Source organism: Streptomyces sp. NPDC057543 (genome assembly GCF_042801895.1).
Classification (GTDB): Bacteria; Actinomycetota; Actinomycetes; order Streptomycetales; family Streptomycetaceae; genus Streptomyces.
This window is the reverse complement of record NZ_JBHVFF010000249.1, coordinates 1-13,423: the sequence shown is the minus strand read 5'-3', so window position 1 is coordinate 13,423 and position 13,423 is coordinate 1. Positions and strand designations below refer to the sequence as shown.

9 protein-coding genes and 1 pseudogene are annotated in these 13,423 nt (G+C 71.9%); 4 read left to right on the top strand and 6 right to left on the bottom strand.

The window, feature by feature from the left end; translation table 11 throughout:
- Positions 1–184 precede the first annotated feature (184 nt).
- From pepN to ACFU8Q_RS31450, 3 genes and pseudogenes are all read left to right on the top strand, one after another.
- Positions 185–2,749, top strand: coding sequence for an aminopeptidase N (pepN, locus tag ACFU8Q_RS31460; protein ID WP_384460403.1), 2,565 nt, complete (start codon positions 185–187; stop codon positions 2,747–2,749).
- A 211-nt stretch (positions 2,750–2,960) separates the two neighbouring features.
- Positions 2,961–3,470 (top strand): annotated as a pseudogene (locus tag ACFU8Q_RS31455) (transposase); the annotation flags it as partial.
- Entirely contained in the window at positions 3,467–4,168 is a 702-nt protein-coding gene (locus ACFU8Q_RS31450; protein WP_384460400.1) for a hypothetical protein, read from the top strand. The pseudogene ACFU8Q_RS31455 and the gene ACFU8Q_RS31450, both read left to right, overlap by 4 nt.
- On the opposite strand, the gene ACFU8Q_RS31445 is transcribed toward ACFU8Q_RS31450, so the two are convergent.
- The 6 genes from ACFU8Q_RS31445 to ACFU8Q_RS31420 form a co-directional block, all read right to left on the bottom strand.
- Entirely contained in the window at positions 4,162–4,617 is a 456-nt protein-coding gene (locus ACFU8Q_RS31445; protein WP_384460397.1) for a hypothetical protein, read from the bottom strand. The two genes, ACFU8Q_RS31450 and ACFU8Q_RS31445, sit on opposite strands and share 7 nt — an antisense overlap.
- Positions 4,618–5,082: 465 nt before the next feature.
- Entirely contained in the window at positions 5,083–6,222 is a 1,140-nt protein-coding gene (gene alc, locus ACFU8Q_RS31440; protein WP_384460393.1) for an allantoicase, read from the bottom strand.
- A 55-nt stretch (positions 6,223–6,277) separates the two neighbouring features.
- Positions 6,278–7,201, bottom strand: a complete 924-nt coding sequence (locus ACFU8Q_RS31435) for a LysR family transcriptional regulator (RefSeq protein WP_384460390.1) — start codon at positions 7,199–7,201, stop codon at positions 6,278–6,280.
- Positions 7,202–7,292: 91 nt separating this feature from the next.
- Positions 7,293–7,523, bottom strand: a complete 231-nt coding sequence (locus ACFU8Q_RS31430; RefSeq protein ID WP_351078307.1) for a hypothetical protein — start codon at positions 7,521–7,523, stop codon at positions 7,293–7,295.
- A 58-nt stretch (positions 7,524–7,581) separates the two neighbouring features.
- On the bottom strand, positions 7,582–9,765 hold the full coding sequence (malQ, locus tag ACFU8Q_RS31425; RefSeq protein ID WP_384460385.1) for a 4-alpha-glucanotransferase: 2,184 nt from the start codon (positions 9,763–9,765) through the stop codon (positions 7,582–7,584).
- A complete protein-coding gene (locus ACFU8Q_RS31420; RefSeq protein WP_384460382.1) occupies positions 9,766–10,038 on the bottom strand; it encodes a hypothetical protein in 273 nt (90 codons plus the stop codon).
- Between the two features lie 313 nt (positions 10,039–10,351).
- Here ACFU8Q_RS31420 and ACFU8Q_RS31415 point away from each other — a divergent pair, with 313 nt between their 5' ends.
- A complete protein-coding gene (locus ACFU8Q_RS31415; protein WP_384460378.1) occupies positions 10,352–13,420 on the top strand; it encodes a beta-N-acetylglucosaminidase domain-containing protein in 3,069 nt (1,022 codons plus the stop codon).
- Positions 13,421–13,423: the final 3 nt, after the last annotated feature.

The window sequence follows — 13,423 nt, the reverse complement described above, 5'->3', positions numbered from 1 at the left end:
ACCGAGCACCGGTGGCCGCCCTTTCGTGGCCGGATCTGCTCGCACCAGGCCTTCGAGTCCCTCGGCGGACGGCACTCGACGCCACCGCCGTGGTACACCCGAGGTCACGCCGCTCGGGCATGCGGCATGCGCCGCGCGACGTGGAAGGATGACCGAAAACATCGCATACCAAGGAGATGACCGCGTGCCTGGCACCAATCTGACCCGCGAAGAGGCACAGGAGCGGGCGCGCCTGCTGACCGTGGACGCGTACGAGATCGATCTCGACCTCTCCGGAGCGCAGGAGGGCGGCACCTACCGGTCCGTCACCACCGTGCGCTTCGACTCCGCCGAGGCCGGTGCGGAGACCTTCATCGACCTGGTCGCCCCGGCCGTGCACGAGGTCGAGCTGAACGGCCGGGCGCTGGACGTCGCGGCCGTGTTCCGCGATTCACGCATCGCGCTCCCGCACCTGGTCGCGGGCTCCAACGAGCTGAAGGTCGTCGCCGACTGCTCGTACACCAACACGGGCGAGGGCCTGCACCGCTTCGTCGACCCGGTCGACGAGCAGGCGTACCTCTACACCCAGTTCGAAGTGCCGGACGCGCGCCGCGTCTTCGCCAGCTTCGAGCAGCCCGACCTGAAGGCCACGTTCCGCTTCACCGTGAAGGCCCCGTCCGGCTGGACCGTGATCTCCAACTCGCCGACCCCCGAGCCGCAGGACGATGTCTGGTCCTTCGAGCCGACGCCGCGCATCTCGACGTACATCACGGCGCTGATCGCCGGCCCGTACCACGCGGTGCACAGCAGCTACGAGAAGGACGGCCAGTCCGTTCCGCTCGGCATCTACTGCCGCCCGTCGCTGGCCGAGTACCTCGACGCGGACGCGGTCTTCGACGTCACGCGGCAGGGCTTCGACTGGTTCCAGGAGAAGTTCGACTACGCCTACCCGTTCGCCAAGTACGACCAGCTCTTCGTCCCGGAGTTCAACGCGGGCGCGATGGAGAACGCGGGCGCGGTCACCATCCGCGACCAGTACGTGTTCCGTTCGAAGGTGACGGACGCGGCGTACGAGCGGCGCGCGGAGACCATCCTGCACGAGCTGGCGCACATGTGGTTCGGCGACCTCGTCACCATGGAGTGGTGGAACGACCTGTGGCTGAACGAGTCGTTCGCCACGTACACCTCGGTCGCCTGCCAGGCGTACGCGGAGGGCTCGAAGTGGCCGAACTCCTGGACCACGTTCGCCAACACCGAGAAGACCTGGGCCTACCGCCAGGACCAGCTGCCGTCCACGCACCCGATCATGGCGGACATCCGTGACCTGGACGACGTCCTGGTCAACTTCGACGGAATCACATACGCCAAGGGCGCCTCGGTCCTGAAGCAGCTGGTCGCGTACGTCGGCATGGACGCGTTCTTCACGGGCGTCCAGGCGTACTTCAAGGCGCACGCGTTCGGCAACACCCGGCTGTCCGACCTGCTGGGCGCGCTGGAGGAGACCTCCGGCCGCGACCTGAAGACCTGGTCGAAGACGTGGCTCGAGACGGCGGGCATCAACATCCTGCGCCCCGAGATCGTCACGGACGAGAACGGCCACATCACGTCCTTCACGGTCCTCCAGGAGGCCCCGGCCCTGCCCGCCGGCGCGAAGGGCGAGCCGACGCTGCGGCCGCACCGCATCGCGATCGGCTGCTACGACCTCGACGGCGCCGGCAAGCTGGTCCGGACGAACCGGATCGAGCTGGACGTCGACGGCGCGCGCACGACCGTGCCGTTCCCGGCCGGCACCGCCCGCCCCGCCGTGATCCTGCTCAACGACGACGACCTGTCGTACGCCAAGGTCCGGCTCGACGAGGAGTCGCTGCGCGTCGTCACCGAACACCTCGGCGACTTCACCGAGTCCCTTCCCCGCGCGCTGTGCTGGGCCTCCGCGTGGGACATGACCCGTGACGGCGAGCTGGCGACCCGGGACTACCTCTCCCTGGTGCTCTCCGGCATCGGCAAGGAGTCGGACATCGGCGTCGTCCAGTCGCTGCACCGTCAGGTGAAGCTGGCGCTGGACCTGTACGCGGCGCCGCAGTGGCGCGAGGCCGGACTGACGCAGTGGACCGAGGCCACCCTCGCGCACCTGCGCGCGGCGGAGCCGGGCAGCGACCACCAGCTGGCCTGGGCCCGCGCCTTCGCGGCGACGGCCCGCACCCCGCAGCAGCTGGACCTGCTGCAGTCGCTGCTCGACGGCAAGGAGACGGTCGAGGGCCTGGCCGTCGACACGGAGCTGCGCTGGGCGTTCGTCGAGCGGCTCGCCGCGACCGGTGTGTTCGAAGAGGACGAGATCGCCGGCGAGTACGAGCGCGACCGGACGGCGGCGGGCGAGCGCCACGCGGCGACCGCCCGCGCGGCACGCCCCACCGAGGAGGCGAAGGCGGAGGCGTGGGCCTCGGTCGTCGAGTCCGACAAGTTGCCGAACGCCGTCCAGGAGGCGGTCATCGCCGGCTTCGTCCAGACCGACCAGCGCGAGCTGCTCGCCCCGTACACGGAGAAGTACTTCGCGGCGGTCAAGGGCGTCTGGGAGTCGCGCAGCCACGAGATGGCGCAGCAGATCGCGGTCGGCCTCTACCCGGCCGTCCAGGTCTCGCAGGCCACGCTGGACGCCACGGACGCCTGGCTGTCCTCGGCGGAGCCGTCCGCGGCCCTGCACCGCCTGATGTCCGAGTCGCGCGCGGGCGTGGAACGCGCGCTCAAGGCCCAGGCCGCGGACGCGGCGTAGCAGTAGCCACTTGCGAAGTGGGGGCGCTTCCTTCGGGAGGCGCCCCTGTCGTCTGCTCGTCTCGCGCGCCCGGAGAGACACCAGGAGGCGGCCACCGCGTTCCGGGCATGGGGGCGCCCCGCTTCCGGACCGCGGGACCCTGTTGGCGAATTCGGGGGCATGCGTAACCGCGGCCTGTACGACCCCGTCGGGGCTGTGCACCCGCGTCGAGCAGAGCGTCCACGCGTCCGCCGGGGTCCCCGCCTCCACGACCGGCCGGGATCCGGCGAAGTAGGTGCCGGGCCGAAAGCGGGGGCTGGCCGTCGACGTGCTCGGGCTGGTCATCGCCGTCATCGTGCTGGCCGCGAACTGCCATCACAACGCCGCAGGCATCGCCCTGCTGGACCAGGTCACCGAGCACACCGGCGGCACCGTCGAGAAGGCCCTGGTCGACCAGGGCTTCAAAAACCAGGTCGTCGCGCATGGAGCCGGCCTGGGCATCGACGTCGAGATCGTCGAACGCAACCCGCAGGAGACGGGGTTCGTCCCGCAGCCGAAGCGGTGGAGGGTCGAGCAGACCTACGGGATCCTGATACTGCACCGGCGCCTGGTCCGCGACTACGAGCACCGCCCTTCTTCCTCCGCCTCCCGCGTCTACTGGGCGATGACCCACGTCATGGCCCGTCGCCTCACCGGCGCGAACACTCCCACCTGGCGCGAGGCGCAGCCGGTGGCAGCGTGAACATCGACCCCCTCCTCGAAGCGCTCGGCCTCCAGGAGAACTCCGCCCGAGCCCTGGCCGGCGATCTCCGCGCGCAGATCGCCGAGTTGCAGGGCCGACTGCGAGAGGCCGAGACCCACCTCGAACCCCTCGCGATCACCCGGAATACCGTCACCGCCCTCGCCGACCGACTTCCCGCCCAGGCCACCTCGCCCGACCTGCCCGAGCACCCGGACTACCCCCGCATCCTCGCCGTCCTCAACGAGACCACAGGCCCGCTGCGGGCCCGCGACGCCTGCGAAGCCCTCAACCACGAACTGCTGCCGAAGAACATCGAAGGCACCCGCGCCAAGCCCGGCTGGCAAGGCCAAGCAGGGGAGGGCTTCGCCGTCACGGACTTCGGCATCGACCGGGACGCCCGCACCGTGACTTGCCCGAACGGGAGGGCACCATCGCGCAAGCAGTCCACCGCTTCGAGGCGCGCCGCTCCGCTACCGAGGACTCGCCAAGACCTCGTTACAGCGCTTCTTCACGGCGGCCGCGATGAACTTCGCCCGCTTGGACGCCTGGCTCACCGACACCCCGTTCGCCCCGACCCGCACCTCACCCTTCGCAACCCTCCGCCGCCGGATAGCTCCAGCGGGGCGGATCGGGCCGCGGAAGCGGGGCGCGACCCATACGGTGCGACAGGCTCGGAGCCGACGCGTGTCTGTCAGTAGTACGCCGTGCAGTGCTTGGTTCCTCCCGCGGTGGGCGTCACGCACGCCCGCACCTGCTTGGTGGAGGGGTTGTAATACATCGGGGTGCGCGTCATATAGGTATTGGAGGTGCCTTCCTGCTTTGCTGTCCAGCCGCTCGCACCCGCGGCCTTCTTACCCAGGCCCGTCTCGCACGACCCGCCACCCTTATTGCAGCGCTCTACCGTGATGGTGTAAGCGGACGGAATGCCGACATATTCAAGGCGGGCCCAGCCGTACTGATCACCGTCCGTCTTCCCCCAGCGCAATTCAAGGTAATTTGAATTACCCAGATCGGTGCCGTACGGGGTGACAGGACCGGACTGCCACGTTTGAATGTTCGGATCGTGACCGTCACACCCGTAACCGCTACAGGTCGCAGCATACGCCGAGTTGGGAATAGCGATTCCCAGCACCAAGGTGGCGAGCACGGACCCGAAAACAGCGGCGACTCTGGATTTTTGATGCCTCATACAAATTTCCTCCGAATTACAGGCCAACAGCGATGAAATCATTCGACGATCACCGAAAGTCGCCGACCGTCGACGCATGTACATGATCAGCCTATGCGGAGGACCCGTGATTGAGCAATGGGGAATTAGCATTCCCCCGCACCACTGAATCGTCAATTCTGGACACATTTCCATTAACCCAATGGAAATTTCTTTTATGCCGAAAAGGTATAGATGGTCGACAGATACTGGCCGGATGGGTAGGTTCCGCCATAACGCAATGAATCCGACCCTCCGGCCCGAGGATCTTCACTGCCCTTGAGGATGCAGGTACATTCTTCTGCCCATCTCCCGCACCGGTATCACCCGGTTCGGCCGGGAATGAAGCCCGCCTGGCGGACGGGCGCCGTTGCGCAGCCGTCCGACAGGCGGGAGCAGTTGGGGTTACGCGCCCGACTCCTCGTAGCGCCGGGTCAGTTGGGCCGCGCCGCTCTCCGTCAGGCTGCCGTGCAGGCGCATGCGGGCGACTCCGCCGTCCGGGAAGGCGTCGAGGCGGACGTGGGTGACGATCGCCTGGGCGCGGAGGGGGAAGCGGTGCAGGGTGTCGGGCTGGAGCCTGGTGCGGGGGATGATCTCGAACCATTCACCGGTCTCGCCGTTGCGGCCCTGGAGGGCGATCCAGCCGGCCGCGTTGCCCTTGAGGTAGGCCGTGTCGATCTCGACCGCGCGGACCGCGCCCTGGGCGGGGAGGCGGAAGCGGACCCAGTCGTTCGTGTCGCGGACCCGGCGGCGGCGGTTCTCCCAGCCGTCGTCCATCTTGCGGGAGGTGCCGGGCAGGATGATCTGGGTCGGCGAGGAGTAGAAGCGGTCGGAGGCGTCCTCGTAGCTTCCGCCGTTCAGGACCGAGATCAGGTCGAACGTGCCGAGCGTCGCGAGCCAGGACGGGTCGGGGAGGACCTCGCCGTGGACGCGGAGTCGGGCGATGCCGCCGTCGGGGTGCTGGCAGAGGCGGACGTGGGTGTAGCGGCGGCCGCCGGTGATCTCGAAGCCGTTGGCGGCGTGGCCGCGTACGGGGGTCGGCGGGACGATCTCCTCCCACTTCACGTCGTCCGCGAGGAGTTCGGCGGGGCTCGGCGAGCCCTCTACCGCCGTCGCCTGGACAGAGACGCGCTGCGGGTAGTTGCCGCGGAAGTGGGCCGTGTCGACGACGATGCCACGGATGATGCCGGGGGCGCCGAGGCGGATCAGGGCCCAGTCGTGCTCCTCGGGGGCCGGGAACGGGTGGGCCGCGTCCGCACCACGTCGGCGGCGGGTCTCCCAACCGTCCATGATCTTGCCCTTGTGGCCGAAGTGCTCGGGGTCGAAGACCGCGCGCTCCCGGACCAGGAGGTTCTCGCGCTGGGCGAAGAACTCGTCGTTGGCGGCGATCACGCCCGCGCCGAGGCGGCGGTCGGCGAGGTCGACGAGTTCGGTGAAGGGGAGGTCTGTGGTGCGGTAGTCCGCGTACGGGTCGCCACCGCCGTAGGGGGCCGCGTCGTTGGCGTGGGGGTCCTCGTGCTGGTTCTCATTCTGATCGAAGGTCATGCGTCCACTGTCGCGGCGAACGACCCATTAGGTCCATCGAAAGTTTTTGCATCGCTTATTCAGCAGAAGTGAACGACTTCGCTGTTTCGGTGAGCGCCGCCAGGACCCGGGCCACCGCCGGGCCCTGCTCGGCCCCCTGCCGCACCGCCGCCACCACGTGGCGGCGCGGCTGGTCGGCTTCCAGTGCGCGCATCACCACGCCGCCCCGGCTGTGCCGTTCCGCCGACGCCATGCGCGGAATCAGCGCGACCCCCATGCCCGCCTCGACCATGGCCAGGATCGCCGTCCAGCCGGAGGCGCTGTGCGCCTGCTCCGGCACGAATCCGGCGGCCTCGCACGCGGCCGTCGTGATCTGTGACCAGGGGCCCGAGCCGCCGAAGATCCAGGGGTCGCCGGAGAGGTCCGCGAGACGGAGGGCGGGCGCCGCCGCGAGGTGGTGGTCCGCGGGCAGGGCCACGTCCAGGGGGTCGGCCAGCAGGGGCAGCACGACGAACCGGGGGTCGCGGGCCGTCGGGGCGTGCGCGGCGAGGGACAGGGCAAGGTCCACGTCACCGGCGACCAGGAGTTCGTAGGCCTGCGCGGCCTCCGCCTCCCGCACCCGTACGTCCGGGCCCGGACGGTCCTCGGCGCGCAGCCGCTGGATCGCGGGTACGACGAGGGCGGGCACCGCCGTGGAGAACGCCGCGATCCGCACCTGCCCGGCCTCGCCGCGCAGATAGCCGGTCAGTTCGGCGTCGGCGCGCTCCAGCTCGGCGAAGACGGCCTCGGCGCGGCGCAGCACGAGGTGCGCGGCGTCGGTGAGACGGACCCGGCGGCCCTGTGCTTCCAGAAGCGGTACGCCGAGCTGCTTGGCCAGGTTGGACAGCTGCTGCGAGACCGCGGACGGGGTCATCCGCAGGGCCTCGGCGGTCGCGGTGACCGTGCCCCGGTCGCGCAGGGTGCGCAGGATGCGGAGCTTCTTGACGTCCCACTCGATCATGGCCGCAACCTACCCGCTGGTCCTCGCGGTCCGGACATGCGTGTGCGCCGCACGGTACGGGATACCTGCGGCGCACTCGGGAGAGTGGGTACTAGGCCTGCTTCTTGGACTTGTCGAAGATCATGACCAGGCCGGCGATGACCACGAACAGAGCGATGGGGGCCACCACGTACAGACCGATGGTCTCCATCGCGCTCAGGCCCGGACCGGGGTCGTCACCGGCGTCGCGGGTGAGCGCGAGCGCGGGGGACGACATGAGCAGCATCATCAGCGTCGTGCCGGCCGCGACGGCGCCGGCGCGCATAGCGTTCTTCTTGTCCACGGTGCAAACGTAGCGCGCGCCCAGGACGGGCGCGCGCCCGGGGGGGTGCCGTACGGAGTCACGGGTGGTCCTCGCGGGATCCGAAGATCTCCATCAGCCGGTGCAGGCGGGGGGCGGCGGCCAGCTCCTCCAGGGTGACCGGACGACCTTCCGCGTCGGCGACGGGCAGGCGCCAGTTGGGGTACTGGTCCCAGGTGCCCGGGATGTTCTGCGGGCGGCGGTCGCCGAGCGTGTCGGGCAGCCAGACGCCGACCATGCGGGCGGGGGTGCGCAGCAGGAAGCCGTGCACGGCGCGGACGGCGCCCTCCTCGTCGTCCTCGCCCTCCGGGAGCAGGCCGAGCCCGGAGAGGTACCCCAGCCACTCGGTGGTGTCGGCCGCGTCCGCGGTCAGCTCCTCCACCAGGCTCCGGGTGAGCAGGCCGAGGCGGTGGCGGAGCGTCACGTGGTCGCCGGTCAGCCGGGCGGCGGTGGACGGCAGATCGTGGGTGGTGACGGTGGCCAGGCAGCCCTCACGCCACTTCTCGGGGGCCAGTGGGCGGCCGGTGCCCGCCCAGTCCCGTTCGAACCAGAGCACGGAGGTGCCGAGCACGCCGCGCCGGGCCAGCGCCTCACGGACCCCCGGTTCGACGGTGCCGAGGTCCTCCCCCATGACGACCGCGCCCGCCCGGTGCGCCTCCAGGACGAGGACGGCGAGCATCGCTTCGGCGTCGTGACTGACGTAGGTGCCCTCGGTGGGCGGGCGTCCCTCGGGCACCCACCAGAGCCGGAACAGGCCCATGACGTGGTCGATGCGCAGGGCGCCCGCGTGGGCGAGGAGCCCGCGCAGCAGCCCGCGGTACGGGGCGTAGCCGGACGCGGCGAGGGCGTCGGGGCGCCAAGGTGGCAGGCCCCAGTCCTGGCCGCGGGCGTTGAAGGCGTCCGGGGGTGCGCCGATGGACATGCCGTGCGCGAAGGCGTCCTGCTGGGCCCAGGTGTCGGCGCCGCCGGGGTGCACGCCGACGGCGAGGTCGTGGACGATGCCGACGGCCATCCCGGCGTCCAGGGCGGCGCGCTGGGCGGCGGCGAGCTGGTTGTCGGTCAGCCAGGCGAGCCGGCAGTGGAAGTCGACCCGGTCCAGCAGGGCGCGGCGGGCGCGGGCGGTCTCCGTGGAGCGGGGGTCGCGGAGCGCGGCCGGCCAGCTGTGCCAGTCGGAGCCGTGCACCTCGGCGAGGGCGCACCACAGGGCGTGGTCCTCCAGGGCCTGTCCCTGCTCGGCCAGGAAGTCGCAGTAGGCGGCGCGGCGGCCGGGGGTGAGGGGGACGCCCCGGACGAGTTCGAGGGCCTGGCGCTTGAGTTCCCAGACGGCGTCCCGGTCGATCAGGGCGCCCTTGTTCAGGACGGTGTCGCTGAGCGCCGCCGCGTCCTGGCGCAGATCGTCGAGGGTGGCCCGGTCCGGCACGTGCCCGTACTCGGGGACGGACTCGATGCGCAGATGGACGGGGTCGGGGAAGCGCCGTGACGACGGGCGGTAGGGGGACGGGTCGGTGGGGTCGCCGAGCACGGCGGCGTGCAACGGGTTGACCTGGACGAATCCGGCGCCGAGGGTCCGCCCGGACCAGGCGGCGAGGTCGGCGAGGTCCCCGAGGTCGCCCATGCCCCAGGAGCGGGTGGAGAGCAGGGAGTAGAGCTGGACGAGGAAGCCGTGGCTGCGGGCGGGCGGCCGGGGCACGTGGGGCGGGGCGACGACGAGTGTGCAGCTCGCGCTCCGGCCGCCCGGCGCGCGTACGGTCAGCCGGTGCACCCCGAGCGGCGGTTCGACCCACCAGGCGGGGGCCGGGGGCGCGGCCGTCGCGGTATCACCTCCGGATCCGCCCACCGCGCCCGTGCCCGCTGCCGCTTCGGCCGCCGCCCGCCCCGAAACGGCCGGATCAGGTCGGCCGGCCCGAACGCACACCCGCGGGAGGGGGCGCGCCCCGGGGTCTTCGAGCCCGATGTCCAGCGTGGTACCGGGCGGCAGGGCGGTCAGGGCCGGGGGCAGCGGCTCCCCGGTCCACACCACCAGCGTCGGCGGGAGCAGCCGGGAGCGGGCCGAGGACTCGGCGGCGGCGAGCGATTCCCGTACCGCTTCGGGCGTGCCGGCGTCCACACCGAGCGCGGCGAGCACCGCGACGACCGTGTCGTCGGGGACGGACACCGTGACGTCGGCGGACGGGGAGTAGGAGGTGGCGACGCCGTGCAGTGCGGCGAGCCGGGACAAGCCCATTCAGACTCCTGGGGACTCCATGCCCCATGCGGTGCCGGAGACGGCCGGCTCGCTGGTCAGCGGGGCGTTGACGGCGAGCGGGGGTTCGCTGGTGAGCGGTGTGGCGTCGGCGAGCGGCGGCTCGCTGGTGAGAGGTATGGCATCGGCGAGCGGCGGCTCGCTCGTCAGCGGACCGGGGCCGGGCGCGGGGGCCGGAAGCACGCCGGGCAACGGGGCGGGACCGGGTTCCTGTTTGGAGAGGGCGGAGAGCAGGAGTTGCGCGGCAGCGGGCATGGTGGCCTCCTGGCCATGGCGGAACAGGACACAGCAGACCTACCCAGCGGGCTCGACCGCAGACGTAGGCGTTATCACAACGAGTTCAACGTGCCCTGGGTCACATTCCGTTCCTCAGAGGCCGGTTCTCCGTAAGTCGTCCGCCGTTTTCGGCCATTCGGCGTCGTCTTTGGCGTCCGGCGCCGGTTGCCGACCGCTCCTCACCTCACCTGCCACATCGGGCATTTGCGGCACACCCACCACCCGCATTGACACTCTGCGCGCGCGGGTGGTGGGCTCGGAGCCCACCGGCGAAAGCGTAGGGAGACCAGCGATGCGGCTCAGGCGCAGAAAGCAGGCAACGGCCGTCGCGGTCGCCGTGCTCGGCGGGCTGCTCTCCACGGGTGCCCCGGCCGCCGTCGCGGCCCCTTCGACGCCCGATTCCCGCGCCGTCACCACCCCCGACCGCACGGACGACGGCGCGGTGCCGGCCGTGTGGCCGCGACCCCAGTCCATCAAGGCGTCCGGGCCGTCCGTACCGCTCACCGCCTCCGGCTCCGCCGAGGTCACCCTCGTGGCCGACGCGCACGCGGATCCGTACGCCGTCGACGCGCTCCGGCAGATCCTGCGGGACGCGGGCGTACGGACCGTCCACGAGGCGCTGCCGGGTCGCGGCCCCGTCGTCCGGCTCGGCGGCGACGGCGCCCGGGACGCCCTGCGTACGCTGCACGCTCCCGACCGCGGCGACCTGCCCTCCGGCGGCTACCGGATCGCGGTCGGCCGGGTCGCGGGCCGGGACACCGTCGCCGTGGACGGCGTCGGCGAGGACGGCCTCTTCCACGGCGTGCAGACGCTGCGTCAGCTGATCCGGAACGGCAGCGTCGCCGGGGTCACCGTCAGGGACTGGCCGGGAACCGCCGTACGCGGGATGACCGAGGGCTTCTACGGGCAGCCGTGGACCCGGGCGGAGCGACTGGCGCAGATCGGCTTCATGGGGCGTACGAAGCAGAACAGGTATCTGTACGCGGCGGGCGACGACCCGTACCGGCAGGCCCGTTGGCGCGACCCGTACCCCGCCGACCGGCGCGCCGACTTCCGGGCGCTGGCCGAGCGGGCCCGCGCCGAGCACGTGACCCTCGGCTGGGCCGTCGCACCCGGCCAGGCCATGTGCATGTCGTCGAAGAACGACGTGAAGGCGCTGACGAAGAAGCTCGACGCCATGTGGGCGCTGGGCGTGCGGGTCTTCCAGCTCCAGTTCCAGGACGTCAGCTACAGCGAGTGGCACTGCGACAGCGACGTCGACACCTTCGGCAGCGGCCCCGAGGCGGCGGCCAGGGCCCAGGCGCGGGTGGCGAGCGAGGTGGCCCGGCATCTCACGGAGCGTCATCCCGGGGCGGAGCCGTTGTCGGTGATGCCGACGGAGTTCTACCAGGACGGCGCGACGGACTACCGCACGGCCCTCGCCGAGGAGCTGGACGACCGGGTCCAGATCGCCTGGACCGGGGTCGGGGTCGTACCGCGGACCATCACCGGCGGGGAACTGGCCGGTGCGCGTGCCGCGTTCCGGCATCCGCTGGTCACGATGGACAACTACCCGGTCAACGACTACGCGCAGGACCGTATTTTCCTCGGCCCGTACACCGGCCGGGACCCGGCGGTGGCGATCGGTTCCGCGGCGCTGCTCGCCAATGCGATGGAGCAGCCGTCCGCGTCGCGCATACCGCTGTTCACCGCCGCCGACTTCGCGTGGAACCCGAAGGGCTACCAACCGCAGGAGTCCTGGCAGGCGGCGATCGACGATCTGGCGGGCGGCGACGCCCGCACCGGGGACGCGCTGCGCGCGCTGGCCGGGAACAGCGCGACGTCCGTGCTGGGCGGCGACGAGTCGGCGTATCTGCGGCCGCTGCTGGACGCGTTCTGGAAGTCCCGTACGACGACCGACGCCACGGCGCAGGCCGATGCGGCGCGCAGGCTGCGGGCGGCGTTCACCGTGATGCGGGAGACCCCGCAGCGGCTGAAGGGCCTGGCCGACGGGCGGCTCGACGACGAAGTGCGGCCGTGGACCGAGCAGTTGTCCCGGTACGGCCGGGCGGGCGAGCTGGCCGTGGATCTGCTGCGGGCCCAGTCGCGCGGCGACGGCGCCGCCGCGTGGCAGGCTTCGCTGGCGCTGGAGCCGGTGCGCGAGGCCGCGAAGGCGAGCGGTGCGACGGTCGGCAAGGGCGTCCTCGGCCCGTTCCTGGACCGGGTGCGCCGGGAGGCGGACGCCTGGACGGGCGCGGACCGCGACGCCGGTACGGTGACGGAGGCTCCGGGCAGCTATACGGTCCGGCTGGACCGGCCCCGCCCGGTGGAGACCGTGACGGCGATGACCGTGCCCGGCGGCGGCCCGGTGGCCGGTGCGACGCTGGAGGCCCATGTGCCCGGCGAGGGCTGGCGCGGCCTCGGCCCGGTGTCGGCGACCGGCTGGACCCAGGCCCCGGCCAGGGGGCTGCGGGCCGACGCCATCCGGATCAGCTGGCCCACGGTCGGTCCGTCCACGCCCCCGGTCCTCACGGGCACGCTGCCGCCCATCGTCCCGCAGGACCGGGCGGAAAACCGGCTGGGCGGTGGCACGGGAACCGGTGCCTCCGCCTCCGGGAGCGCCCCGGACCGGGCTCCGCAGGTGCGGGCGCTCGTGCCGTGGTTCGGCGACGAGCCCGCCGCCCGGCTCGATCTGGCACGCGGCGTGACGGACGCCGAGATCGGCGGCGGGCCGCAGCGGGTCGAGGCGCGGCTGGCCGCCCGGCGCCCCGCCGAGGTGCGGGGCAAGCTCACCGCACGGGCCCCCCGGGGCATCGAGGTGAGCGTCCCGAAGCAGACGAGGGTGCCGCGCGGTTCGCGTACCGACGTCCCCGTCGAGATCACGGTCCCGGCGGGCACCCCGGCCGGTGAGTACGAGGTGCCGATCGGCTTCGGCGACGAGAGCAGCACACTCACCGTCCGGGCCTACCCGCGCACCGCGGGCCCCGACCTGGTGCCTACCGCCACCGCCTCCTCGTCCGGCGACGAGACCCCGGACTTCCCGGCTGTGGCGGCCGCCGACGGCGACCCGGAGACCCGCTGGTCCTCACCGGCCGAGGACGGCGCCTGGTGGCAGGCGGAACTGCCGCAGCCGGCCCGGATCGGTCAGGTGGTGCTGCACTGGCAGGACGCGTACGCCTCCCGCTACCGCATCCAGGTCTCCGCCGACGGCCGCAGCTGGCGCACGGCCGCGACCGTGCGGGACGGCAGGGGCGGGCGCGAATCGGTCCGGATGGACGCGAAGGGCACCCGCTTCCTCAGAGTCCAGGGCGATGCCCGGGCCACCGAGTTCGGCTACTCCCTCTGGTCGGTCCAGGCGTACGCCGTCGCAGTGACGGAGTAGCGC

What these genes read in the sequence shown, in the direction of transcription:
- alc (WP_384460393.1), bottom strand. Translation starts at nt 6,222, where the DNA reads ATGACCTTCGATCAGAATGAGAACCAGCACGAGGACCCCCACGCCAAC.
- ACFU8Q_RS31435 (WP_384460390.1), bottom strand. Translation starts at nt 7,201, where the DNA reads ATGATCGAGTGGGACGTCAAGAAGCTCCGCATCCTGCGCACCCTGCGC.
- malQ (WP_384460385.1), bottom strand. Translation starts at nt 9,765, where the DNA reads ATGGGCTTGTCCCGGCTCGCCGCACTGCACGGCGTCGCCACCTCCTAC.
- ACFU8Q_RS31420 (WP_384460382.1), bottom strand. Translation starts at nt 10,038, where the DNA reads ATGCCCGCTGCCGCGCAACTCCTGCTCTCCGCCCTCTCCAAACAGGAA.
- ACFU8Q_RS31415 (WP_384460378.1), top strand. Translation starts at nt 10,352, where the DNA reads ATGCGGCTCAGGCGCAGAAAGCAGGCAACGGCCGTCGCGGTCGCCGTG.